We start from the raw sequence: 26,074 nt of genomic DNA on the forward strand, positions 1-26,074 counted from the left end.
CAGCTAATTAACAATCTATCAAAACTGACTTAATAAATGCATACTATAGTAAAGGTAACAAAATAACTAGGGTAGAGAACATTTGAGAACACCCGCTTACATATAACGTGCCACTTTCTTAGGTGTGCTCTATTCCCTAGAGTTCAAATAAGGAGAAAGGTGTTCTATGTAAGTAGGTGTTTTTAGTTTGGATAAAAACAGAAAAGCTAGGTGGAATGAATGTTTAAAGAACCTTATATTGCGATGATAAAGGATTGGAAAGGATACAACACATACAAAAAATTACCGAAAACAGTTTTTCTTATGACGGGTTCAATGCTGGAGTTACCAGAGCGTGTATATGAATTACAGAAACATGGACATGATGTCTTTCTTCATTGTGATTTTATACAAGGTTTAAATACGAATACAGAGGAAGCACTTTTGTATATTCAAGACGTTATCGGAGCACAAGGTATTATTTCAACAAAAGGATCGACAATTCGAAATGCCAATAAAATTGGATTAAAAACGATCCAACGTATTTTTATTGTCGATACTTTATCTCTTACAAAATCAATTGAAAATTGTAAAACGACTAAACCGAATGCAGTAGAGATTATGCCTGGTATTATGCCTTCCATTATTAAGCAGTTAGCGGAGGAAATAGAATTTCCTATCATTGCAGGCGGACTGATTCAAACACGAGAAGATGCGGAAATTGCTATTCGTGCAGGTGCAAGTGCAATTTCAACGAGTCATTATGAAGTATGGATACAAGAAGAAAAAAGGAGTGCAACTTTGTGATTGAATTGAAAAATGTTTCAAAGGTATATAAAAATGCAGAAGAGACAGCGGTTAAGGGGGTATCGGTTCACATTAAAAAGGGTGAGTTTTTTGTTTTAGTTGGGCCTTCAGGATGTGGGAAAAGCACATTATTACGAATGATCGCTGGCCTAGAAGAAATTTCTTCGGGGGATTTAATTATTAATGAACGTGTTGCAAATGATTTAGAGCCGAAAGATCGTAATCTATCAATGGTATTTCAAAATTATGCACTATACCCACACTTATCTGTAGAAGAAAATATTTTATTTGGACTTAAGGTAAGGAAAGTACAAAAAGAAGAGCGGCAAAAGAGATTAATGGAAGCTATTGAAATGGTAGGGCTGAAAGAGTATGTGAAAATGAAACCAGGTCAATTATCAGGTGGACAAAGACAGCGTGTTGCGCTTGCTAGAGCGATTGTGAGCCAAGCACCGATTTGTTTAATGGATGAACCACTTTCGAATTTAGACGCGAAATTACGTGCGCAAATGAGAATTGAAATTAGAGAAATTCAGCAGCGTTTAGGAATTACAATGATTTACGTTACTCATGATCAAATAGAGGCGATGACTATGGGAGATCGCATCATGGTTTTAAATAAAGGAAGCATACAGCAAGTTGGAACACCGCTTGACATCTATAACGAACCAGCAAATGAATTTGTTGCAAGTTTTATAGGGTCTCCTTCGATGAATATAAATGATGGAGAAGTAAACAAAGAAAAAGGTGTATTACATATAGGGCAATTGCAAATTCCGTTATCTATTGGACAGTTAAAGCAATTACCAGAAGGAATAATTCGCATAGGCATGCGTCCTGAGCATATTGCCCTGTCTGAGGAAGGACAAGAAGTTACATTGCAATCTGTAGAAGTATTAGGCAACGAATCTATATTAAACTTCGCAATAAATGGAACAACTTGGAGTGCAAAAGTCATTGGACAGCTAATCCTGAACAAAGGTGACAAAGTAAAATTATTATTCTCACAAGATAAGTTATGCTTCTTTCATCAAAATACGAATGAACGATTAAAAGTGGTAGCTGAAGAAGAGTTGAAAGTGGTGGCGAAATAATGATTGAAGTAGGCAAGTTACCAGCCCAAGCAAAGGTGGCAAAAAAGAAGAATTTATGGAGTAGAACGAAAGATTTAAGAATAGGATTATTATTTTTAGCGCCATCTATTTTATTGTTCTCGATTTTTCTTTTTTATCCATTATTTAGGACGATTTACTATAGCTTTTATTTAACAGATATACACGGAGAAGCTAATCTTTTCGTTGGCTTAGAAAATTATCAATACTTATTTTCTGATCCTGCTTTCTACAAAAGCATAAAGTCAACTTTATTATTTGTTGTATATACAGTGCCTACGAGTATTATACTCGCTTTATTTCTTGCATTGATTGCAAATGGAAAAGTAAGAGGTATTGGGGTATTCCGTGTGTTATTTTCTTCCACAATGGGAATATCAGTAGCTGCTAGTGCAGTGATTTGGTTATTTTTATTTCATCCAAGTGTCGGGTTATTCAATAATATATTAGCTTCTATGAATCTTCCTGCAATTGCATGGTTAACGAGTCCGGACTGGGCACTATTCTCTGTATCAGTTACAACGGTTTGGGTGAATACAGGATTTGCATTTTTAGTTATATTAGGTGGTTTACAAAACATTGATACGTCTTTATATGAGAGTGCATCTATAGATGGTGCTAGCTATTTATATAAGCTTCGTCGTGTTACATTACCGATGTTATCACCAACTTTATTCTTTATCGTGACAGTAACGTTAATTAGTGCGTTCCAAAGCTTTGGACAGATTGATATTTTAACGCACGGTGGACCGAATGATGCAACAAATTTAATTGTATATTCGATTTATAAAGAGGCATTTGTGAATCATCAATTTGGGACAGCAAGTGCACAAGCGATGGTACTATTTGTTTTCATTTTCATTGCTACATTACTTCAATTTAAGTTTGCTGAGAGAAAGGTGCATTATAAATGATCGTTAAACAGTGGAAACAAAATTTCCTGCTATACATGCTGCTCATAATTAGTGCAGTAATGGTATTTTTTCCTGTGCTGTATGCGTTTTTAATAAGCTTTATGACACCAGACGATATTCAAATGAGAAGGATATTTCCAACTCAATTTACTTTTGATAATTTCATTAATATTTTTCAGAAAGTACCACTTTTTACATATTTATATAACAGCTTAGTTGTATCGACAGTTGTTATGATTGGACAACTTATCGTGTCAAGCTTAGCGGCGTATGCTTTCGTCTTTCTTCAGTTTAAGGGAAGAAATCTTATTTTTTTCCTGTTTATTTCAACGATGCTTATTCCGTGGGAAGCGACGATGGTACCTAACTTTTTAACGATTCAAAACTTTGGCTGGATCAATAGTTTCGCTGGGATGACAGTGCCGTTTTTTGCAACAGCTTTCGGTATTTTCTTGTTACGCCAACATTTTATGACACTTCCGAATGAACTGAAAGAAGCTGCTTTTATTGAAGGGATTGGAAATGTAAGATTTTTGTTCAGCGTTGTAATTCCGTATTGTAAAACGAGTTTTATTACGCTTGGCGTATATAGTTTTTTAACAACATGGAATATGTACTTATGGCCACTTTTAGTGACCACTGATGAAAAGGTAAGAACAGTCCAAATTGGTGTGAAGCAGCTTCAGTCTCAAGAAGTTGCAACTGATTGGGGAAGCGTAATGGCAGGTGTTACGGTTATTGTAATTCCAACATTAATTTTACTATTTGTAGGGCAAAAGCAATTACAACAAGGGTTAACAAAAGGTGCAATTAAATAACGAAAAGAAGGTGAATGTAAAATGAATTTAGTTAAAAAAGGTGCTGCTCTATTAATGGCAGCAACAATGGCATTATCTAGTGCCGCTTGTTCAACTAGTAAAACGGAGGAGAAACCTGAAGCACAGGCAAAAGTAGCGCCAGTTGAAAAGAATGGTGATAAAACGGTAATTCGTTTTTGGCACGCGATGGGTGGAAAAACACAAGGGGTATTAGAGGGACTTGTTGCGGACTATAATAAGTCACAAAATAAATACGAGATAAAGCCAGAGTTCCAAGGGACATATGAAGAGTCTTTAACGAAATTTAGAACGATGTCTGCTACGAAAGAAGCGCCAGCTCTTGTTCAGTCGAGTGAAATTACAACAAAATATATGATTGATAGTAAAAAGATTACGCCAATTGATAGTTGGATAAAAAAAGATAAGTACGATACTTCAAAGCTGGAAAAAGCAATTACAAATTATTATTCAGTTGATGGAAAAATGTATTCTATGCCATTTAATTCATCTACACCAGTATTAATTTATAATAAAGATGCTTTCGCAAAGGCGGGCTTAGATCCAGAGAAAGCTCCAAAAACATATGCGGAATTGCAAGAAGCAGCGAAAAAGTTAACGATTAAAGAAGGCGGAAATGTAAAACAATATGGATTTTCAATGCTGAATTATGGTTGGTTCTTTGAAGAATTGTTAGCGACACAAGGCGCTTTATATGTAGATAATGAAAATGGTCGTAAAGATGCTGCAAAGAAAGCTGTATTTAACGGTAAAGAAGGACAGAAAGTATTTGGGATGCTAGATGAGTTAAATAAAGCTGGTGCACTAGGAAAGTATGGAGCAAGTTGGGATGATATTCGTGCCGCGTTCCAGTCTGGACAAGTTGCTATGTATTTAGATTCTTCAGCTGGTGTTCGCGACTTAATTGATGCATCTAAGTTTAATGTAGGCGTGTCATATATTCCATATCCAGAGGATTCGAAACAAAATGGTGTTGTTATTGGAGGAGCATCATTATGGATGACGAATATGGTTTCAGAAGAAACACAACAAGGTGCTTGGGACTTTATGAAATATTTAACGAAGTCAGACGTACAAGCAAAATGGCATACTGCAACAGGTTATTTCTCTATTAATCCAGATGCATATAATGAACCATTAGTAAAAGAGCAATATGAAAAATATCCACAGTTAAAAGTAACAGTAGATCAATTGCAAGCGACGAAACAATCTCCAGCAACACAAGGTGCTTTAATTAGTGTATTCCCAGAATCACGAGATGCAGTTGTAAAAGCATTAGAAGCAATGTATGACGGAAAGAATAGTAAAGAAGCGTTAGATGAAGCTGCCAAAGCGACAGATAGAGCAATTAGCATTTCAGCTCGTACGAGTCAAAAATAAGAGAAAGCCGTATCCGAAAAAGGATACGGCTTTCTTTAGGAGATAAGGGATCAAAAAAATGAAGAAGTCTTATCTCTTTTATATGAGTAAAGGGTCTAGAATGAATCTTGTCCTTTTCATTATTTGTTTAACTCCATTGCAACTTGTTTACCATTTACGAAAACCTCTGCCACTGCTACTAAAACTTCCATCACTTTTTTCATTTCTCATCTCTCCTTGTTTTTTGTTTCATTTCTTACTTTTAGTATAAGGAAATATAGCAATTGCAACTATCGAATTGAATGACAAGAGACTTACATTGTTGTAAGGATAATCGTTGTATCTGTAATAAATACGGTTTTAAAATACAATTCTGAAGTTTCTGTCGTTTTGAATTATAATTAGAAAGAGGGGTGATAATATGAAAAGAATTCTTGTTATTAGTGATATTCATGGCGAAATAGAAAAGTTCGAACAGTTATTAGAAGAAGCTCAATACGATGCAAAAAAGGATCAACTAATTTTATTAGGGGATTATGTAGATCGTGGTCCAAATGCACGTGCAGTAATTGAAAGGGTAAAAGAGTTAAAAGAAGATGGAGCCCTCGTTCTAAAGGGAAATCATGAAGATATGATGATTAAGGCGTTAACGACTGATGAGGAACGTTCATGGAACCATTGGGTAAAAAGAAACGGTGGAGATAAGACTTTATACAGCTATGGATTTGTAGAAGAAGATATTGTAGTTAATGAGGAAGACTTCCAAAAACCGATTTTACAATCGCATGTTTTAGAAGAACATGTAAAGTTTATTCAAGAATTAGATCATTACATTGAAACAGAAAAGTATATATTTGTACATGCTGGTGTTGAGCCATTGAAACGGGTTTCTGAATGTGAACCATATACGTTAATGTGGATCCGTAATGAGTTTCATAATGGATATAGCGGTGAAAAGGTTGTTGTATTTGGTCATACGGAAACAAAAACGCTTCACGGTAGTGAGAATTGCGGCGTGTATTTTGGTAGTAATCGAATTATTGGAATTGATGGCGGTGCTGTATATGGCGGCCAGCTAAATTGTTTAGAATTGCCGAGTAAAAAGGTGTACGTAATAAAAAGTTGAAAGAGATAAGGAGAATCTTATTTCTTTCAACTTTTTATTAAGCAAAATTTAAGGAAGAGTTTTTATAATTAATCTTTAAAATTCTATATCAAGAAAAAGTGTAGAAAGAACGAATTAAAAATGAAGTTACAAAATATGATTATATTCTTTTGTTAGGAAAAGCAGGAATGTGATTATAAATAGAATTGAATGATATGGTGGAAGGTGAGAATATGCGCTTACTCGTAGTAGAAGATAATGCTTCCTTATTAGAGTCTATTGTCCAAATATTACGCGACGAATTTGAAGTAGATACAGCATTGAATGGAGAAGAGGGGTTATTTCTAGCGTTACAAAATATATATGATGCAATTTTGCTTGATGTGATGATGCCAGAGATGGATGGTTTTGAAGTAATTCAAAGAATACGTGATGAAAAGATTGAAACACCAATCCTGTTTTTAACAGCGAGAGATTCTTTAGAAGATCGGGTGAAGGGATTGGACTTTGGTGGAGATGACTATATCGTTAAGCCATTTCAGGCTCCAGAGTTAAAAGCGAGAATTCGTGCTTTACTACGCAGAAGTGGTAATTTAACAACAAAGCAGACTATTCGATATAAAGGGATTGAACTGTTCGGAAAAGATAAAGATGTTCAAGTAGATGGACAAAGTATGAAGCTAACATTAAAACAATATGAGCTTCTAGAGTACCTTGTTCAAAATAGCGGAAAGATTTTAATGAGGGAACAAATTTTTGATCGTGTTTGGGGATTTGATTCAGATACGACAGTGGCAATTGTAGAAGTGTATGTACATCATTTACGTAAAAAATTAGAGCCATTCGGTTATCAGAAAGATATTCAAACCGTTCGAGGTATTGGATATATATTAAAAGAACAATGAAAAAGGGAAGTATGTTTCAGAAGACGCGCATTCGATTGACTATATTGAATTCATTAGTATTTATCATTTTGATAGGCGTATTAGGTAGTATCATTTATTCTTACACATATAAGCGTATTTATAGTGGAGTAAATGAATCGATAGAAAAAGCCGTTCAACATAGAAAGAATGCAGATGATAAAAAACTACCTAAAAAAATTAGGGGATATCCTCCAATTGGGGATCCAAGGATAATGGAGTTAACTTGGATAGGAAACACAGTGGAGATAGGTGTTGAAAACGGTAAACGTCGTATTATCTTTGAAGACAATTTGGAAAAGTTTTCGCCAAAGAAATTAGGGATTTTGCAAGATATAGAAGTGCAAGGACTATATTTTAGGACGTTTGTATTTCAACAAGATGGAAAAATAGTTCAAATCGTACGCGATATAACAGCTGAAGAAGAAATGTTAAATACTTTATTTCTAATTCTTACTATAGGTTGTAGCATAGGAAGCCTCTGTGCAATCGGTATCGGCTTTTTCCTAGCTGGTAGGGCACTCGTACCTATTCAAAATTCATGGGAAAAACAGCAGCAATTCGTTTCTGATGCGTCACATGAACTAAGGACACCGCTTGCAGTTATTCAATCAAAAACGGATGTTTTATTCCAGTCACCATCCGCTACGATAGAAGAAAAAGCGATGGATATTTCTACAATTTCAAAAGAATGTAGGCGGTTATCAAAACTCGTTAGTAATTTATTATTGCTAGCACGCTCTGATTCTAATCAAATTGAGATGGATAAGAAAACATTTGAACTCGATAAATTGTTAGAAGAAATAGTAGCTCCATATAAGGAGATTGCTTCTTATCAAGAAAAAGAAATGATATTAAAAGTAGAACGTGGCGTATCTTTTATGGGTGATAGAGAGCGGATTCATCAAATGATGGTCATACTGTTAGATAATGCGATGAAGTATACGAACGAAGGCGGTCATATTCAAATCAATTGCACGCAAACGAGTAGTTCAATTCGTATACAGGTGAAAGATGACGGGATAGGAGTGAAAGAAGAAGATATTCCGAAATTATTTGATCGTTTTTATCAAGGGGATAAAGCAAGAAGTACGTCAGAAGGAGCTGGATTAGGTCTTTCAATCGCAAATTGGATTGTAGAGAAACATTACGGAAAAATATCAGTAGAGAGCAAATGGGAAGAGGGCACTTGTTTTGAAGTGATTTTCCCTAAACACCAAAGAATATAAGTGAGAAGACGATCTTGTTTTTACAAGGTCGTCTTTTTTTAAGGGAAAGTTAAGAAACTATTTTTAACATGTATTCTATACGGAAAGTTCGCCGCATGAAGAAGCGATTATAAAAAGGTGTTTGAGCAGATTATATCAATCAGAATGTTATTTCGATTATGTATAGTATTAAAAAATTTATGGGCATGATGGAAAAGAAGTTGTAAGAGGGAGGAATTAATTTTGAAAAAGAAAATGATGATGGTATTCACTATTGGAGTAATGAGTTTAAGTATATTAGGGGGTGCCTCTCCTTCTGAAACATCAAAAGGAAAGACAGATTACACACAGCGCAGCAAAGAACAATTAAACAATGGAAAGATACATGCTGTGCATACAGAAGAAAAGGCGGAGAATTTAGGGATTGAAACGGCAGGGAAAGAACAAATTACGCTAGAAAAAGAAATCCATGAGACGGAAGTAGGAAGGGAAGCAGAACAGTTAGGAATTTCGATTGAAGGAAAAGACGTTGGAACTCTTTCAGAAGAAATCTATGAAACAAAAGTGAAGCAAGAAGCGTTAAAGCTAGGCCTATCAATAGAAAACACATCAATTGTAAATTTGATTACTCAAATTAATACGATTAAAATTAGCGATGAAGCGGATAAATTAGGTATTTCAACAAATGGAAAAGAAATAGAGGACATTGCGGAAGAAATCTATGGAACGAAAGTAAGAGAGGAAGCAGGGAAGTTAGGTATTTCACAAAAAGGAAAAGAGATAGAAGAGTTAGCACAAGAAGTATACGAACAAAAAGTGCAAGAAGAGGCAAAAAAATATCATATTGATTTATATGGTAAAGATATATATCAAGTATTAAGTGAAATTAATGAACAAAAGGTGTTACAAATGGCAGATGAGCTTAATATCGATAAAACGAATAGGAACGTTCAAGAACTAGCAGAAAAAATAAAAAAAGATCAGCCTGAAAAAGGAAAAGAACTAAATTTTGTACCGGTGATTCGCACGGATGCTGACGCGTTTTATTCTTATTTAACGAACTAAGAAAGGCGTGAGAGTGATACGAAGGTTTAAGTGGTATATATGTATAGCATTACTAGCTATAGCAGTATGGAATGTATATACAAATGGAATTACAAAGTATATGGAAAAGTTAACATTCTTCAATATACAAAGTGAAAAAGAAGCGGAGTTTAGTAATAATGGTGAAAAGGTCATCTTATCAAATGTACCTTTCATTCAGCAGTTACCAGAGTTAGATAGAGGCTGTGAAGTGACGAGCTTAGCGATGGTGTTACAATACGCAGGTATTACAGTGGATAAGATGAAATTAGCAAACGAAATAAAGAAAGTTGATTTTATGAACGATGGTGTACGTGGGAATCCGAATGAAGGATTTGTAGGAAATATTTATACCTTTTCTGAATCAGGATATGGTGTATATCATGGACCACTTTTTCAATTAGCGAAAAAGTATTTACCTAACAAAGCTGTGGACTTAACAGGGAAGAGTATAGAAGAGCTTTATAAGAGTGTAAAATCAGGACAACCGGTAGTCATGATTACGAATGCAACATTTGCGCCATTAGATAAAGATGAATTTACTACATGGGAAACAAATAGTGGAGATGTTTCTATTACGTATAATGAACATTGTGTAGTACTTATTGGATATGATAAGGAGTTTGTATATATTCGAGATCCTCTTAATGAAAGTTTAGATGTAAAAGTACCGAGAGAAAGTTTTGAAAAGGCATGGGTGCAAATGGGGAGTCAGGCGATTAGCTATGTGAAAAGCTCTAAATGAATTAGTAAGGAATTATAAGAGGAGTGTTGGTGGTTTTTTTATTAAGAAATAAGAGAACTTTAGCCTATTATATAAGCTGAAGTTCTCTTATTTTTTATGATTACATCTTTAGAAGTAGTGAATATGTAAAAATGCATAATTGACGAAAATATTACATGTTATCATTATATATTGTTTTATATATTTTACTTGTATAAAATTACACAAGTATCCACATTCCATAAAGGAGGCTTATTATGCAAAAAATATTTAACTGGGTTAAATGTATGAGTATCAAGAAAAAATTAATTATTTCATTTTTTCTAATTTTAACTATACCAGGACTTATTATCGGTGGTGTTTCATATCAAACTGCCAAAACAAATTTTGAACAACAAATCACAGGTAAAGCAAAGGAAAACATTTCGATTTTAAATACTGTTATTTCTCAAAATATAGAAGAGAAATTTGTTGATGCAGCATACTTTGCAGACATCTTAACAGAGGATACATATCCAAACGGACAAGAAGAAATAGTAAGAACAAAGTTAGCGCAATATATAAAACTTCATCCAGAAGTAGAAGGTATTTATATTGGAACGCAGACAGGAAAGTTTATAAGAGAACCATTTATCAAAATGGATGATGGGTATAATCCAACAGATAGATCTTGGTATAAAGAAGCACATGAAAATAAAGGGAAAGTAATTGTTACTGCACCATATCAATCAGCATCTACAAAAAATATGGTAGTGACAATTGCAAAAGAAGTAAAAGATGGTAAAGGTGTTATAGGAATTAACTTAAATCTAGATAACATCTTGAAAATTTCCAAAATGATTAACATTGGTGAAAAAGGTTATGCAGTTATTTTAGATCAAAATAAGCAAATTGTTAGTCATCCATCTAGAAAACCAGGTGCAAAAGTTACTGACCCTTGGATTAAACCGATTTATGAAGAAAAACAAGGAAATGTCTCTTATACAGAACAAGATGATAAAAAGAATTTAATCTTTGCAACAAATGAGAAAACGGGCTGGAAAGTAGTTGGAGTTATGTTTGATGAAGAAATTACCCAAGCTGCGAATCCAGTATTTTATAAGACTTTTATTGTTATTGCTATCGCTATTGTATTTGGTAGTGTATTAATTTATTTCATTACAAAGTCTATTACAAGACCATTAAGAAAAATAGCTGACTCGGCACACAAAATTAGTAAGGGAGATTTAACAGAGAAAATTACAATCCATTCCAAGGATGACATAGGGAAATTAGGGAATTCCTTTAATGAAATGTCTGCCTCTTTACAAGATGTGATTACTCAAATTAGTTTTTCAGCAGAACATGTCGCTGCATCGGCTGAAGAGTTAACAGCGAGCGTACAGCAAGCAAATGATGCGACAGATCAAATTACAATTGCAATGGAACAAGTATCAGGTGGGGCTGAATCACAAAGTCAAGGTGTTGAAGAAGGTGCGGCTACATTACAACAAGTAAATATAGCAATTCAAGATGTAACTGGAAGTGCAGAATCAATTTCTATTTCCTCATTGCATGCGAGAGAAAGAGCTGAAGAAGGGGAAGAATTGGTTGAGCAGACAGCAAAACAAATGCAGTCTATTTCTAGGTCGGTATCCGAGTCAGATGCCATTATTAAACTTCTTGATGAGAAATCCAAGCAGGTAGGGGCTATTTCTGAAGCAATTCAAAATATCGCTACTCAAACGAACCTTTTAGCTTTAAATGCGGCTATTGAAGCAGCAAGAGCAGGTGAACAGGGCCGAGGGTTTGCTATTGTAGCAGATGAGGTTAGAAAACTAGCGGAGCAATCAGGAGAATCATCTGGAGAAATCGCGAATTTAATTGCAGAAATTAAGGCCGATATTGAACATACTGTTAAGGCGATGGATAATGTGAATGGGGAAGTTCAACAAGGACTTGATGTTGTAACAAAAACGAAAGTAAGTTTTACGGAAATTTTAAGTTCTACTACACACATTGTTTCTCAAGTTAATCAAATGGTAGAAACAACGAAGAGAATTGCTGGAGATGCAAATGAAGTGACAAATGCTATTGATGAAATTGCAGCGGCTGCAGAAGAAAATACAGCTAGTATGCAAAGTGTTGCTGCTTCAACAGAAGAACAAGTGAATTCAATGGAAGAAATTAGTTCAGCTTCACACAACTTAGCTGAGATGGCCGAAGAACTACAAGCGATGACTAGTAAATTTAAAGTATAATAACAGCAGATAAGTAAGGTGAAAATAATATCACCTTACTTATTTTTCTATTCAGCAATTAGGGGAGTCATTAACGGGATGAAAAAAAGAAAAAGACTATGGAATTTATGGAAAACGATTACATTGTTAGTTTGTACTGTTGTAATTTTTTCTTTACTTGTGACAGATATATTAATTAGTCATAATGTAGAACGGACAACGGAGGATAGCCAAGCAGAGAAAGCAAAAACAATTGCACACATTGTGGCGAATGATTCGATTGTAATCGATGGTTTAATTGGGAAAGCGGATACTGCTGCAATCCAAACGTATACAAATAGAATATTAAAAAACACAGGTGTTCAATTTATTGTAGTTATGGACATGAATGGAATAAGAAAATCACATCCAAATCCTCAAAAAATAGGTCATCATTTTATTGGGGGAGATGAAGGGCCTGCATTGAAAGGAAAGGAACATGTATCGCTGGCAGAAGGAACTTTAGGTATTTCAATGCGAGTGTTTGTACCTGTATTTTCTGAAACAGGTGAACAGCTTGGAGCGGTGGCCGTTGGTATTTCAGCAGATAATGTAAAAGAGAGAGTTAAGGAAAGTAGACATATCATTTATATTGGTGTCGGAGTTGGAGTACTAGTCGGAATTATAGGAGCAATATTGCTAGCTAGACATATAAAGAAAAGTTTATTCGGTCTTGAACCTCACAGGATAGCGAAAATTCTTGAAGAAAGAAATACGATGTTACAATCTGTAAAGGAAGGTATTATTGCTGTAGATAAAGAGGCCAATGTAACTTTAATAAATAATGAGGCAAAACGATTGTTTAAGAAAAGTGGATTAGAAGAAGATTTTATCGGTAAAGATGTTGAGTTATATATGCCTAATTCACGTATAAAAGAAGTATTACAAACGGGAGAAGTACAATTAAACGAAGAACAAAATATTTATGGAATTACAATTGTGACGAATCGTGTTCCTTTATATGTAAAAGGAGAAATAGTTGGCGCAATTGCAACATTTCGTGATAAAACAGAGATTAGAAAATTAGCAGAAGAATTAACTGGTATTAGATTATATGCGGAAGCATTACGGGCACAATCGCATGAATTTATGAATAAAATGCATGTCGTATTAGGGCTTACACATATGAAGCAGTATGAAGAATTACAGAAATATATAAGCGGTATGGTATCAGAGCATCAATATGAAATTGGTGGGATTATGAAAAGAATAAAAAGTCCAGTATTTGCTGGTTTTTTACTTGGGAAACTTAGCTATGCTAGAGAGAAAAATATAAAATTAATTATAAGTGAAGATTCTTATATGCCAGAAATAGCGGATGAAAGTATTACTCATGAACTAATTACGATTGTCGGAAATTTAATTGATAATGCATTAGAGGCAGTGACGAATTGTGAAAAGAAGCAAGTTGAAGTTGAGATACAATATGGGGATACACTAATCATTACAGTACAAGATACGGGAAAAGGTATACAAGAAGAAATAGGGGCATTATTTACGAAAGGTTATTCCACAAAGGGGGATAACCGTGGTTATGGTTTGTATCTTGTAAAAGAAAGTATACAGCGAATAAATGGGGAAATTCATGTGTATTCATTAGTAGGAAAGGGAACAACGATAACAATTGAAATACCTAAAGGTAGGGATGAGAGGCAAATATGATTAAAGTTTTAATTGTAGAAGATGACCCGATGGTAGCGATGTTAAATACGCATTATTTAGAGCAAGTAGGAGGGTTTGAACTTGTTCAAGCAGTGAATTCGGTAAAATCGGCGATAGAAGTATTAGAGGAATCACGAGTAGATTTAGTATTACTTGATATTTTTATGCCTGAAGAGACTGGATTTGAGCTTTTAATGTATATTCGGAACCAAGAAAAAGAAATCGATATTATGATGATTTCAGCTGTACATGATATGGGGAGTATTAAAAAAGCATTACAATATGGCGTAGTAGATTATTTAATTAAACCATTTACATTTGAACGATTTAAAGAAGCATTAACTATATATCGAGAAAAACTTACTTTCATGAAAGAACAACAAAAAATTAGTCAATCGGAATTAGATTCGTTAATTTTGCAAAAAGAAAAAAGAGAACCTACTGTCATGAAAGAGCTTCCGAAAGGATTAACGAAGCAAACGATGCAATTAATTTGGAAGAAGATCGAGTCGTTGAATGGACGAGCGTTTACAACAGATGAAATGGCGCAATTAGTTGGTGTTTCAAGAGTTTCTATTCGAAAGTATGTAATGTTTTTGACAGAAATTGGAGTGTTAGAAAACGAAATGGTGTATCAACATGTAGGGAGACCGGTGAGTAAATTAAGATGTATTGACCAAAATAAAATAGAGTTTTACGTATAAGCGACTTATTATAAGTCGCTTATACTTTTTTTAATTACAAAATCAATTACAAAACTTACAAAAACTATTTTTACTATTGAAAGCGTTTTAATATTGTTATTAAGAAAACAAGGGGGTGCCATATGGGAATTCAAAAGAATGTGGAAGCGGTATCATTTTCTGAAGGAAATGAAGTACAAAGAGAATCTTTCGCTTCTAAAATTATGAATGTGAAAATCGGTGTTATACCTTTACCGTTATATGTAGTATTGGCTGCTATTATTTATGGGGCATCTGTATATAATAAATTGCCAGCAGATATGATTGGTGGATTTGCAGTTATTATGATTATGGGTATTTTCTTAGGAGACATTGGGATGAGAATTCCAATTTTAAAAAATATCGGTGGTCCAGCAATACTTTCGTTGTTTATTCCATCATTACTTGTATTTTTTAACTGGATGAATCCAGCTTCAATGGAAGCTGCGACTATGTTAATGAAAAAATCGAACTTTTTATATTTATATATTTCTTGTTTAGTAGTCGGAAGTATTTTAGGAATGAATCGTAAAGTATTAGTGCAAGGTTTCGTTCGTATGTTTATACCTTTAGTGGTAGGGACGTTAGCTTCTGTAGTAGTAGGATTATTGGTCGGTTCACTATTTGGATTTGAAATGAAGCAAACATTCTTCTTTATCATCGTACCAATTGTGAGTGGTGGTATCGGGGAAGGGATTTTACCATTGTCGCTAGCTTATAGTGATATTTTAAATGAATCATCAGCAACATTTGTATCACAGCTTATTCCAGCGGCTATTATTGGAAATATGTTCGCTATCGTGAGTGCAGGGTATATGAAGCGTTTAGGTGAGAAGAAACCGGAGCTTAGTGGTAACGGTGTATTAGTAAAAACAGACAATCAAGCCGAGTTATTAAAAGAACAAAATACAGAGAAGCCAATTGACTTCTCATTAATGGGAGCAGGTTTATTAATTGCGTGTACGTTCTTCATCTTCGGAGGATTTGCTTCTAAGTTCATCGGTATTCCTGGGGCAATCATTATGATCTTCTCAGCAGCACTTGTGAAATACTTTAAATTAATGCCAGCAAAAATGGAGCAAGGAGCATTCCATCTATATAAATTCATTTCGAAGAATTTAACTTGGCCTTTAATGGTTGGACTAGGATTACTATATATTCCGCTAAAAGACGTAGCAGCAGTTCTTTCAGTGGGATATGTTGTCGTGTGCGCATCAGTTGTTCTTACAATGGTAGCATCAGGTTTCCTTGTAGGGAAAGTGATGAAGATGTATCCGGTTGAATCAGCAATTGTAACTGGATGCCATAGTGGTTTAGGTGGAACTGGAGATGTTGCTATTTTATCGGCTTCAAATCGTATGGAATTAATGCCGTTCGCGCAAATTTCGACTCGTTTAGGCGGAGCGGCAATGGTTGTAACGGCGACAATATTATTAAAAATGTTTTCATGATCAAACAAGCTAGCTATATTCATATAGCTAGCTTGTCAAATTAAGGGGAGATTATAAGTATGTTAGAGAATCAAATTAATGAAAGATCATTGTTATTGCATAAAGAATTAGTAGGGAAAATTGAAATTACAAGTAAAGTAGAAGTAAATTCAGCGGATGATTTAAGCCTGACGTATACACCAGGTGTAGCGGAGTCTTGTAAAGCAATTGCGGCAGATGAAGAAACGGTGTATGACTATACAGCACGTGGTAATATGGTGGCAGTTGTCTCAGATGGAACAGCGGTACTCGGTTTAGGAAACATTGGACCGAAAGCAGCTATGCCTGTTATGGAAGGAAAAAGTATTTTGTTTAAGAAGTTTGCGAATGTAGATGCTTTCCCATTATGTTTAGGCACAACGGATGTAGATGAAATCGTTACCCTTGTAAAAAATTTAGAGCCTACATTTGCAGGGATTAATTTAGAAGATATTGCAGCACCGCGTTGTTTTGAAATTGAAAAACGATTAAAAGAAGAAACGAATATTCCTGTATTCCATGATGATCAACATGGAACAGCTATTGTCGTTTTAGCAGCTGTTATTAATGCATTAAAAGTTGTTAGCAAACAAATGGATAATGTGAAAATCGTTATTAACGGTGCGGGTTCGGCAGGAATTGCAATTGGAAAATTATTATTAAAGGCTGGTGCAAAGCACATTACGCTAGTTAGCCTAGAAGGTATTGTTTGTGAAGGTGAAACATGGATGAACGAAGCACAAATTGAGGTTTCAAAGAAGACAAATCGAGAACATGTGCGTGGAACGTTAAAAGAAGCAATTCATCAAGCTGATATCTTTATCGGTGTATCTGCTCCTAACGTATTAACGAAAGAACTTGTACAGACGATGAATGAGAAAGCAATTGTGTTCGCTATGGCGAATCCAATTCCAGAAATTTTCCCTGAGGATGCATTAGAGGCTGGGGCAGCTGTTGTTGGAACTGGGCGTTCGGATTATGCGAATCAAGTAAATAATGTATTGGCGTTTCCAGGAATATTCCGCGGTGCGTTAGATGTGCGCGCGACTGATATTACAGAAGAAATGAAATTAGCGGCAGCATATGGGATCGCTAACATCATTACGGACGAAGAACGTAATGCGAATTATGTAATCCCGAATCCATTAGATAAAAGAGTTGTTCCAAGTGTTGCTGAAGCTGTGGCGAAGGCAGCTATTGATTCAGGCGTGACGCAAATTACGAAAATACCAAGTTATTAATAGCTAAAAGCAGTGCCTAAAAAGGCACTGCTTTTTTGAGATAAGAAATCAAAATAATGGAGAAGTGTAACATTATTTATGTTTCCTTATTATTTATTTAATTCCATTGCAACTTGTTTACCATTTACTAAAACCTCAGTTACTGCTACGATCACTTCTATCACTTTTTTCATCTCTCATCTCTCCTCGTTTCATTTCTTACTTTAAGTATAAGAGAAGAGAGATACTTAAACTATCGAAGTATATGACGTAGAAATTACATTGTTGTAAGAAAGTGTTTTAGTTTTGTCACTTTACTCAGCGGTGATTACAAACTGATCATAATATTTTTCATTTACATATATGTTTAATACCCATAATCCAGATGAAGGTAGTGACATAGTGAGAGGGAGTTCGTGTGTAGTGGAATCAATTGTATTTGAAGTAGTCCAATTTGGTTTGGAAGTTTCTTTTTGAAAGAGTACGGGTGTTGGCGTTACTGATCCTTGCTTTAGTGCGATAATAGATAGTTTTCCAGCTGGCATTTCAGAATCTAAAAAGTACCACATGATTTCATTTTTTTCATTTGCGATAATAGGGCTATCAGCCATTGCGATTTTTTCTTCGATACCTTTTAAAGGTGTTTTTTCTTGTATGAAGGAGGGTGTTTCTTCCCAATTTACATCTTTTAAAACGCTAAGATGAAAGAAGGAAGGTGCATTAACTTGGGTGGATGACGTGGCGATAGCTTCTTTTTTAGGTGCTTCTGAATCAGGCTGCAATTGCGAGCATCCAGCGATGAGAAAGGAGAAAAGTAGCATAGTTCCAATTTTTTTCATGGTGTCACACTCCTAATTTTTACTGTTAGTGTAATTGTATTTGCCAGAAAGAGGGACAATTCCTTTAAAGTATAAAAAGAGGTCGTAAGTTTTGTACGACCTCTTTTGACATTTTTTATATTTGTTCAGTTGAAAAGGTTGGTTCTCGTTCTTTTTGAGGCATCGTTAAGAAAATAACAGAAAGAACGATACATACGCCGCCTAGTAATTGATACGCTCCAAATGATTCATTTAGCCAAGCGATTGAAACGATAGCTGCTACAAGTGGTTCAATGCTAGATAAAATGCTCGTTTCTGTTGCTGCTAAATATTTCAGACTACCGATATAAAGAAGAAAAGAAAGGGTGCCACTTATGATGATAAGAATAAGTATAGAAAAAGTTTTTAGTGTAAAAGTTTGTGAAAGCTGATCCCATTCAAACGAGCGATTACAAATAAGCAGGGCAATGCCGCCAATTAACATTCCCCAGCCAATTACTACAGTTGTTCCGCATTCTTTAATAAGGGAAGCTGGATGGAGGGTATAAAATGCAAATCCAATTGCTGTTAATAGGCCAAAAATAATGGCTTCTTTCGATAAAACAATATTTTCAATTGAACCGTTTGTAATAATAAAGTACGTTCCCGTGAGTGCAGTTATAATGGCGAGTAGTTGCATATAAGCAGGGAATTTTCGTTGTTCAAATGCGACATAAATGGTAATAAGAACAGGACCTAGAAATTGAAATAATGTCGCTGTGACCGCATTACTAATATGAACTGTTTCGATAAAGGCGTATTGTGCACCGAGCATGCCGAGAATAGAGAAAATAATAAGTTGTATAGAATGTCTAGTGTGTTTCCAAATTTGAAAAATGTTTTGTTTCTTTATCAGTAAAAAAGATAAAATAAATATTCCCGCAAGCAGCAATCGAATTGTTAAAAAATCAATTGATGATACGTTAGTATGTTGAAATAGCCACTGAATCATCGGGCCAGATAATCCCCATAAGGTAGCTCCTGTAATAATCATAATGAGTCCAATCCGTCTACTATTGTTCATAATCATGCATCTCCTCTCGAGTATTTGATTTTTTATGTGTGACATGATAAAAGGAATTATATATAACTTCTGGTACTCTAAAAAGTATCAGATTTAAGTTTTATCAAGGGGTCAGATGTTATGTTAGAATTAACGCCTAATTTAAATGCGAAAAGCAAAATAGCATTGTATGTGCAATTGTATGAGTATATAAAAAAAGAGATTAAAGATGGAACGATTCCGGCTTTTACAAAATTACCTGCAAAAAGAAAACTGGCGAGTTATTTACAAGTGAGTAAGAATACAGTAGAAGCGGCTTACGAACAATTACTTGCAGAAGGTTATATTGAGTCGGCATCGAGAAAAGGTTATTTTGTATGTAAAGTTGAACAAATGATTTATGTAGAAGGAAGCGATGCGAAAGTAGAAGAAGTACCGTTTCGGGAGGGGAACTATAAATTTGATTTCACCCAAACAGGGGTTGATACAAAAAGTTTTCCGTTCACTATGTACCGCAAGCTTATAAATGATGTATGGCAGCCACATAATAATGAGTTACTTTTTCTTGGACACCCTCAAGGGGAATGGAGCTTAAGGGAGGAAATTGCAAAATATTTGTATGAATCTAGAGGTGTGCGTTGTTCAGCTAGTCAAATTGTATTAGGAGCGGGAACACAAATATTAGTGAAATTACTTTTTCAATTGTTGAAGGGAAGTAATTATGCAGTCGAAAACCCAGGTTATCATAGGAAAATGGTTGTTTTTGAACAGGGAGAAGAGAAGGTTCAAATGTTGTCTTTAGACAGGGACGGAATTTGTATGGCAGATTTAGAAAATAGCGATGCAAATGTTGTATTTGTAACTCCATCTCATCAATTCCCATATGGAATGATTATGCCTATTACGAGGAGGACGCAGCTTTTACAATGGGCGAAGAAAGAGGAAGACAGGTATATTATTGAAGATGATTACGATAGTGAATTCCGTTATTCAGGAAAGCCAATTCCGGCACTACAAGGGTTAGATACAGATGGGAAAGTTATTTATATGGGGACGTTATCAAAAGCTTTGTTGCCCTCACTACGGATGAGCTATATAGTATTACCGAAGAATTTAATTAAAAAGTATCAAAAGGAATATTTGTTTTATACACAAAGTGTTTCAAGAATGGATCAAGAAGTGATTAGAAAGTTTTTAAATGAAGGTTATTGGGAAAAACATATTCATAAAATGCGTGTCGTCTATCGGAAAAAGAGGGATCGACTCGTTTTTGAAATAGGAAAGTATTTCTCTAATCGTGTTGAGGTAATAGGGGAAGATTCGGGATTACACATTTTATTAAAAGTGCATAATGGAATGCGAGAAGAAGAACTAATTAAAGAAGCTGCAAAATATAGTATTAAAATATATCCTGTTTCTACGTACTACAAAGACGATACTGCACCTGAAAATGTAGTTTTACTTGGTTTTGCGATTTTATCAGAAGAAGAAATTGCGCAAGCGATTCAACTATTAAATACAGCGTGGTTTCGAAAAAAATAAAAAAACATCCTCATACACGAGAGGATGTTTTTTATTATTTATTTTCATCTAAGAATAAGACCATATGCTCTTCGTCCCAATATTGTCCGTTATATTTTAATGAACGTTCTTGCACACCGAATGTTTTAAATCCTAATGATTCATAAAGTTTTTTTGCTCCATCGTTGCCAACAACAACATCAAGCATAACTTGTTCTACTTCTAAAGATTTAGCAAGTTCAAGACATTCTTTAATAAGTGCTTTTCCTGCTCCAAGTCCGCGTGCTTTTGGAGACACATATACAGAACCGATTTTAGCTTTATGTTCTTGTTTTACATATGGTTTCGTTTCCAGTGTCGCAACCCCGATTAATTTTCCATCTTTAAATGCACCTAGCGTATAGTTTTCATCTTGTGCTAATTTTTGTGCCTTATATTCAATCGCACACTCTTTATTAATAATATCTTCATAAGAAGAGCTAAAAGCTTCAGGGTTTTGCTTTAATCCTTCTACACGAAGTTCTAAGTAAATTTCCGCTTCGTCTTTTGTTAATACATGGATATCCAATTATATCACCCTCCAAATCTTTGCAAATGTACCTTTATTTTATATTGAAATAAGAATAATTTCAAAAGCTTAGCTTATATGAGCTGATTTTATGAACAAAATAACACCAGTAGTGTTTACTACTACTGGTGTTTTCACACGCATCTTATTCAAAAGGTAGCTCAATTATAAAGTTTGTTCCTACTTCTAATTGGCTTGTTACTAGAATGGAACCATTATGCAATTCTACAATTTCTTTTGCAACAGCTAGCCCGATACCTTTTCCTCCAGTAGCTCTCGTTCTGGATTTATCAACACGATAAAAACGATCGAAAATATGCGGGATATCTTCCACAGGAATACCTTCGCCTTCGTCTTGTACACTTATTGTAAAATAATCTGTTTCCGTTAGTACACGTATTGTTATAGAAGTATTTTCTGGTGAATGCTGATAAGCGTTATGCAATAAATTTAACATCACTTGTTCCATGCGTCTTTCATCTATATATACTTCTAAATCCTCTTTACAGTATACATGAAGTTGCATTTGCTTATTCGTTAATGTTGTTTTTGTTTTTTCAACCATTCGCTCTAAAAAAGGCCTAAGAAGCACTTTTTGTTTTTTTATAACAAACTGGTGTTGTTCTAATTGTACAAGCATAAATAAATCTTGAACGAGATCGGTTACACTATCTGTTTCATCCTCAATGATTTGCAAGTATTCTTCACGCTCTTCTTTCGTTAAAGAGTCTCGCTTTGCTACTTTCGCATAACCTTTCATATAGGTCAATGGAGTTAATAGTTCATGGGCGACACTAGCAAGAAATTCATTGCGTTCTTTTTTCATATAAGTTAGCTCACTGGACAAATCTTCAATCGTTTTTGCTAAGCTTCCAAGTTCATCATTCCGTTTAATACCTAATTGAATTGGTTTATTTAATTTTGACATTTTTTCTGTTGCCCTCTTCATTTTTATAAGCGGTTCTGTAATAACACGAGAAAAAACAAAGACAGAAATAGTTGTTAAAATAACTGTCAAAACACTAATGATAAGAAATTGGTTCATGAGTTTAAGTAACATATTTTCTAAAAAAGATGTTTTTAATAACATATATAACTTTCCTTGAAACTCTGCTGTATTAAGTGGGCTTACCGTTGTGATGAATTTTGATTTTTTCCAGTTCTTTTCGACAACCAGTCCGTTTTCTGGAATATGTTGTGTTTTACAAGTAAGTTGTTTTTGCATCGCCTTTGTTACAGGTTCTGAAGTGGAAATGATTTTTCCATTATTGTCCGTTATAATGATAGCTATATCAGAGTTAGCGATTGATTCTGATTCAACTAAGTGTTCAGCCTCATCAGCGATATCGAACTCTGGGTATATAGGACGCTTAGGATTTTTATTGTATTCAGCGCGTTCGCCGTGTTTCTTTTCTTTAGCAAATGCACTCCACTTTGCGCGTTGTGTAATTTTGTTACTATAGCGATTACCTTTTTCTAAAAGAGCAAGTGTTTCTTCCTCAATCCGCATTGTTGAAATGCTTTTGTAAAAAGATACAAAAGCAATTGTTTCAATACATAAAGCTAATATTAAAAAGTATGTCCCAATTTTAAGTGAAAGTTTACTCATTTTCTCACCATACCTTATTTCATATAAAGGGTCAGTGATATACTATTGCTCACTGACCTAAGTAATTATTCACTTTTCCATTTATATCCGACTTTATAGACAGTTTCTAAGTAATTTTCAACTGGAAATCCTTTTTTACGTAATTTATCGCGGATATTACGAATATGTGAATCGATTGTTCTATATTCAATATCTGTTTCATAACCCCAAATTTTTTCAATTAAATCATCTCGGCTATAAGCACGGTTTGTATTTTGTAAAAATAGTCCAAGTAATGAAAACTCGATAGGTGTCAGTGAGATTTTTTCATCATAAACTGTGACAGTATGTTTCGTTTTATCCCACTCAATACCATTGAAGCTAACGAAGCCATCCTTCTTTGTACGGCGTAATATAGCCTCAATTCGTGCAACTAATACATGCTCATCAAATGGTTTTGTAATATAGTCATCTGCACCCATAGTAAGCCCCTTAACCATATCATAGTTTTGATTACGAGCTGTTAGCATAATGATTGGAACGTTGGAAATTTGACGGATTTGATAGCAAGTATCCCATCCATCCATATTCGGCATCATTACATCTAACAAAATAATATCGAAGTCTTTTTGTTCTATTAACTTTAGTGCTTCAAGGCCAGAGGTAGCTTTCATACAAAAATAGCCACGAGGACTTAAGAACAGATCTAATAATCGTAACATACGTTCTTCATCGTCTACTAATAAAATTTTTACCATAATCTTGTGCACCCCAAACTGTTCATTCTATTTGTATAGTTTACATGAAAATAATAAAAAACTCTTTTTATGTGATTGAGTGGAAGAGTTATTTCTCGCTCAGAGTAATTGACATAAAAAATGCACTAGTTTTGCACAACTATTTTTTATAATAGAAAACGTAGCGACACAAAATACCCTATGTTGCGACATAACGTCATGTCATTTTATTTATAAAATGACAATTCCATTCTATTGTGTATGTGAGATAGAGAGGGTTTTCGTATTCACCTCGCATCGGATAAGAAAAAATTCCTATCTCACACTTTTTTTTAAAAGGAGATCATACACATGAATCCAAAAGAAGAAATTTCAAAAAAAGAAAAGCAAGATCGTAATACGGTTGTCATTTGCGTTGCCGTATCTATGGTTATTATTATAAGTTGTGTAAATAAAATTTTGGGGATTTTATAATATAAAAAAGCTTATTGCTTCTTAAGAAGCAATAAGCTTTTTTCGTTGTTAGGGGGAATATTTTTATATAATAAACCAAGGTAAAATTGCTAATCCAGAAGTTACAATTGCTGTAGTAAATATTAAAAGCATAGCTCGTTTGTTTTGTTTCATGTCACATTCTCCTCTACATATCAAGTACATGCGATCAGCGTGGGATGTAGTTCCCACTGAGTAAAGTTTCACTTTATATTTTTAGTATAATGAATGGAAAGGTTTGGTACGATCGATAAAGGTGACATGAAGATTACATTGTTGTAATGAAAAAAGCATCTTTCTGAATAAAAAGATGCTTTTTAAAAACTATATTGAAGTATTAATCATTTAAGAACAGAACCATGTGTTCTTCGTCCCAATATTGACCGTTATGTTTTAATGAACGCTCTTGTACGCCGTAAGTTTGGAAACCTAATGACTCATATAATTTTTTTGCTGCATCGTTACCAACTACAACATCGAGCATAAGTTGTTCTACATGTAATTTATCGGCATTTTCAATAATTGCTTTAATAAGAGCTCGTCCTGCTCCAAGGCCACGCGCTTTAGGGGAAACAAAAACGGAACCGATTTTTGCTTTATGTTCTTGTTTAATGAAAGGCTTTGTTTCTAAAGTAGCAATGCCGATTAAATCGTTATCTTTGAAGACACCAAGAGTATACTTATCCGGATTGCTTAATCGTTTTGCCATAGCAGCTACAGGATCCTCATGTTTAAGAACATCTTCATAAGAAGAGCTAAAAGCTTCCGGGTTCTTCGTTAAACCTTCCATACAAACTTTTAAATATATTTCTGCGTCCTCTGTCGTTAATAAGCGAATTTCCATCGTTGTAACCTCCTTGGTCGATTTTAAATCAAATAAATCCATTACATATATAAGAATGTGTATGCGTTTTGTTAGCAGTCTCTTTTAATTTGTAAAAGAATGAAAAGATATATGCTACAATGTTTTGTTTTTTAATATGTAATGAAATTATATATTAACTTTATTAACTATTCAAGTGTTTAATATATTACATTTTTATAACTAAAATAACTCCTCGATTGAGGAGTTATTTTAGTTATTCGATTGATAACCATCAATTCGATGTGGATGCGTGTAAATATTACAAGAGTCATTTCTAATAAATCCTACGACTGTAATGCCTAAATCGTGAGCGAGTTGCAATGCTAGTTTTGTTGGTGCGGATTTAGATAGAACAATTTCACATCCGATTTTTGAAACTTTGAGTAAAATTTCGGATGAAATACGCCCGCTAAATGCAATGATTTTTCCTTTAACAGATATATCGTTGCGTAAACAATGTCCATATATTTTATCTAATGCATTATGTCTTCCAATATCCATTCTTGATAGGAGGATATTGTTTCGATCACATAGCGCGGTATTGTGAACACCACCGGTTTGTCGAAAGGTAGTGGAAGATTGTTGTAAAGTATTCATTAAGTAAAAGCATTCTTCAGGAGTAATTTTTACATGTATATCATGTAAATCTTTTGCTTTTGCTGCATCGTTAACGAAAATAAAACCTTGTCTACCTTTTCCGCAGCAAGAAGTGATGTATCGTTTATTATATAAATTTTGATAGAGCGGATTTATTTTTGATGATGTTACATGGACAATTCCGTTATCTTTTTGAACCCATAGTTCTTCAATATCTTTATAGGAAGAAATAATCCCCTCAGAAATTAAAAAACCAATTACCATATCTTCAATATAATTTGGTGTACATACGACTGTTACATATTCTTCACCATTCAATTTAATAGTAATAGGAGATTCTGTAACAATCTCATCAAGTTGTTTTGAAAATGTACCAGATTGATAACGTACAATTGTATAAGTCTCTTGCGTAGGCCCCATATTAAATTCCCCTTTTATATGTATTTTCTCCCACATTCATCATAA

24 protein-coding genes and 1 pseudogene are annotated in these 26,074 nt (G+C 34.3%); 18 read left to right on the forward strand and 7 right to left on the reverse strand.

Translation table 11 applies throughout. The features are described from left to right. Positions 1 to 219: 219 nt before the first annotated feature. The 16 genes and pseudogenes from NLJ82_RS03060 (at position 220) to NLJ82_RS03130 (ending at position 17,402) form a co-directional block, all read left to right on the forward strand. Positions 220 to 786 carry a glycerol-3-phosphate responsive antiterminator gene (locus NLJ82_RS03060; RefSeq protein ID WP_000472009.1) on the forward strand — a complete coding sequence of 189 codons (567 nt, stop codon included), beginning with the start codon at positions 220 to 222 and terminating at the stop codon, positions 784 to 786. After that, on the forward strand, positions 783 to 1,880 hold the full coding sequence (locus NLJ82_RS03065; protein ID WP_000571386.1) for an ABC transporter ATP-binding protein: 1,098 nt from the start codon (positions 783 to 785) through the stop codon (positions 1,878 to 1,880). Before NLJ82_RS03060 ends, NLJ82_RS03065 begins: the two co-directional genes overlap by 4 nt. Beyond that, complete coding sequence (locus NLJ82_RS03070) at positions 1,880 to 2,812, forward strand: carbohydrate ABC transporter permease (RefSeq protein ID WP_000573565.1); 933 nt, start codon at positions 1,880 to 1,882, stop codon at positions 2,810 to 2,812. The genes NLJ82_RS03065 and NLJ82_RS03070 overlap by 1 nt, the downstream gene beginning before the upstream one ends. Then, positions 2,809 to 3,630, forward strand: a complete 822-nt coding sequence (locus tag NLJ82_RS03075; RefSeq protein WP_000635932.1) for a carbohydrate ABC transporter permease — start codon at positions 2,809 to 2,811, stop codon at positions 3,628 to 3,630. Before NLJ82_RS03070 ends, NLJ82_RS03075 begins: the two co-directional genes overlap by 4 nt. 21 nt (positions 3,631 to 3,651) lie before the next feature. After that, positions 3,652 to 5,028, forward strand: coding sequence for an ABC transporter substrate-binding protein (locus NLJ82_RS03080; RefSeq protein ID WP_001055008.1), 1,377 nt, complete (start codon positions 3,652 to 3,654; stop codon positions 5,026 to 5,028). A 400-nt stretch (positions 5,029 to 5,428) separates the two neighbouring features. Next, complete coding sequence (locus tag NLJ82_RS03085; protein ID WP_000821958.1) at positions 5,429 to 6,133, forward strand: metallophosphoesterase family protein; 705 nt, start codon at positions 5,429 to 5,431, stop codon at positions 6,131 to 6,133. A gap of 212 nt (positions 6,134 to 6,345) precedes the next feature. Next, positions 6,346 to 7,017 carry a response regulator transcription factor gene (locus tag NLJ82_RS03090; protein WP_001238631.1) on the forward strand — a complete coding sequence of 224 codons (672 nt, stop codon included), beginning with the start codon at positions 6,346 to 6,348 and terminating at the stop codon, positions 7,015 to 7,017. An 11-nt stretch (positions 7,018 to 7,028) separates the two neighbouring features. Continuing rightward, positions 7,029 to 8,264 (forward strand): sensor histidine kinase, encoded by a 1,236-nt coding sequence (locus NLJ82_RS03095; protein WP_000486862.1) that lies wholly within the window; start codon positions 7,029 to 7,031, stop codon positions 8,262 to 8,264. 222 nt (positions 8,265 to 8,486) lie between these two features. Next, positions 8,487 to 9,308, forward strand: coding sequence for a hypothetical protein (locus NLJ82_RS03100; protein ID WP_000728571.1), 822 nt, complete (start codon positions 8,487 to 8,489; stop codon positions 9,306 to 9,308). Positions 9,309 to 9,321: 13 nt separating this feature from the next. Continuing rightward, entirely contained in the window at positions 9,322 to 10,071 is a 750-nt protein-coding gene (locus tag NLJ82_RS03105) for a C39 family peptidase (protein ID WP_000621158.1), read from the forward strand. Between the two features lie 266 nt (positions 10,072 to 10,337). Next, a pseudogene (locus NLJ82_RS28860) lies at positions 10,338 to 11,351 on the forward strand (HAMP domain-containing protein); the annotation flags it as partial. A gap of 120 nt (positions 11,352 to 11,471) precedes the next feature. After that, complete coding sequence (locus tag NLJ82_RS28865) at positions 11,472 to 12,290, forward strand: methyl-accepting chemotaxis protein (RefSeq protein WP_434088027.1); 819 nt, start codon at positions 11,472 to 11,474, stop codon at positions 12,288 to 12,290. Positions 12,291 to 12,368: 78 nt separating this feature from the next. Then, complete coding sequence (locus NLJ82_RS03115) at positions 12,369 to 13,970, forward strand: sensor histidine kinase (RefSeq protein ID WP_000746403.1); 1,602 nt, start codon at positions 12,369 to 12,371, stop codon at positions 13,968 to 13,970. Continuing rightward, entirely contained in the window at positions 13,967 to 14,674 is a 708-nt protein-coding gene (locus NLJ82_RS03120) for a response regulator (protein WP_000598677.1), read from the forward strand. The genes NLJ82_RS03115 and NLJ82_RS03120 overlap by 4 nt, the downstream gene beginning before the upstream one ends. Positions 14,675 to 14,796: 122 nt before the next feature. Then, positions 14,797 to 16,143: a 2-hydroxycarboxylate transporter family protein gene (locus tag NLJ82_RS03125; protein ID WP_000512726.1), complete on the forward strand. Its 1,347-nt coding sequence runs from the start codon at positions 14,797 to 14,799 to the stop codon at positions 16,141 to 16,143. Between the two features lie 59 nt (positions 16,144 to 16,202). Continuing rightward, positions 16,203 to 17,402 carry an NAD(P)-dependent malic enzyme gene (locus NLJ82_RS03130; protein WP_000892423.1) on the forward strand — a complete coding sequence of 400 codons (1,200 nt, stop codon included), beginning with the start codon at positions 16,203 to 16,205 and terminating at the stop codon, positions 17,400 to 17,402. Between the two features lie 293 nt (positions 17,403 to 17,695). Here the strand turns inward: NLJ82_RS03130 and NLJ82_RS03135 are convergent, their stop codons facing one another. Together NLJ82_RS03135 and NLJ82_RS03140 are read right to left on the reverse strand one after the other, a co-directional pair. Then, positions 17,696 to 18,220, reverse strand: coding sequence for a DUF4871 domain-containing protein (locus NLJ82_RS03135; RefSeq protein WP_000719653.1), 525 nt, complete (start codon positions 18,218 to 18,220; stop codon positions 17,696 to 17,698). 115 nt (positions 18,221 to 18,335) lie between these two features. Further along, on the reverse strand, positions 18,336 to 19,262 hold the full coding sequence (locus NLJ82_RS03140) for a DMT family transporter (RefSeq protein ID WP_001066053.1): 927 nt from the start codon (positions 19,260 to 19,262) through the stop codon (positions 18,336 to 18,338). Positions 19,263 to 19,382: 120 nt separating this feature from the next. Between NLJ82_RS03140 and pdxR the strand changes: the two genes are divergently transcribed. Then, a complete protein-coding gene (gene pdxR, locus NLJ82_RS03145) occupies positions 19,383 to 20,783 on the forward strand; it encodes a MocR-like pyridoxine biosynthesis transcription factor PdxR (protein WP_000891861.1) in 1,401 nt (466 codons plus the stop codon). 34 nt (positions 20,784 to 20,817) lie between these two features. Here pdxR and NLJ82_RS03150 read toward each other — a convergent pair whose 3' ends face one another. The 3 genes from NLJ82_RS03150 to NLJ82_RS03160 all read right to left on the reverse strand — a co-directional run bounded on the left by NLJ82_RS03150 (position 20,818) and on the right by NLJ82_RS03160 (position 23,676). Further along, complete coding sequence (locus NLJ82_RS03150) at positions 20,818 to 21,330, reverse strand: GNAT family N-acetyltransferase (RefSeq protein WP_000351212.1); 513 nt, start codon at positions 21,328 to 21,330, stop codon at positions 20,818 to 20,820. A gap of 145 nt (positions 21,331 to 21,475) precedes the next feature. Next, a complete protein-coding gene (locus NLJ82_RS03155; protein WP_000041017.1) occupies positions 21,476 to 22,939 on the reverse strand; it encodes a HAMP domain-containing sensor histidine kinase in 1,464 nt (487 codons plus the stop codon). Positions 22,940 to 23,004: 65 nt separating this feature from the next. Then, complete coding sequence (locus NLJ82_RS03160) at positions 23,005 to 23,676, reverse strand: response regulator transcription factor (RefSeq protein ID WP_000238949.1); 672 nt, start codon at positions 23,674 to 23,676, stop codon at positions 23,005 to 23,007. 330 nt (positions 23,677 to 24,006) lie between these two features. On the opposite strand from NLJ82_RS03160, the gene NLJ82_RS28630 reads away from it, so the two are divergent. Next, a complete protein-coding gene (locus NLJ82_RS28630) occupies positions 24,007 to 24,129 on the forward strand; it encodes a hypothetical protein (RefSeq protein ID WP_001068387.1) in 123 nt (40 codons plus the stop codon). A gap of 355 nt (positions 24,130 to 24,484) precedes the next feature. Here the strand turns inward: NLJ82_RS28630 and NLJ82_RS03165 are convergent, their stop codons facing one another. Together NLJ82_RS03165 and fdhD are read right to left on the reverse strand one after the other, a co-directional pair. Further along, positions 24,485 to 24,991, reverse strand: coding sequence for a GNAT family N-acetyltransferase (locus NLJ82_RS03165; RefSeq protein ID WP_000405875.1), 507 nt, complete (start codon positions 24,989 to 24,991; stop codon positions 24,485 to 24,487). A gap of 231 nt (positions 24,992 to 25,222) precedes the next feature. Then, a complete protein-coding gene (gene fdhD / locus NLJ82_RS03170; protein WP_000529228.1) occupies positions 25,223 to 26,029 on the reverse strand; it encodes a formate dehydrogenase accessory sulfurtransferase FdhD in 807 nt (268 codons plus the stop codon). Positions 26,030 to 26,074: the final 45 nt, after the last annotated feature.

The organism is Bacillus paranthracis, assembly GCF_024296885.1.
In the GTDB taxonomy this organism is placed as follows: Bacteria; Bacillota; Bacilli; order Bacillales; family Bacillaceae_G; genus Bacillus_A; species Bacillus_A paranthracis.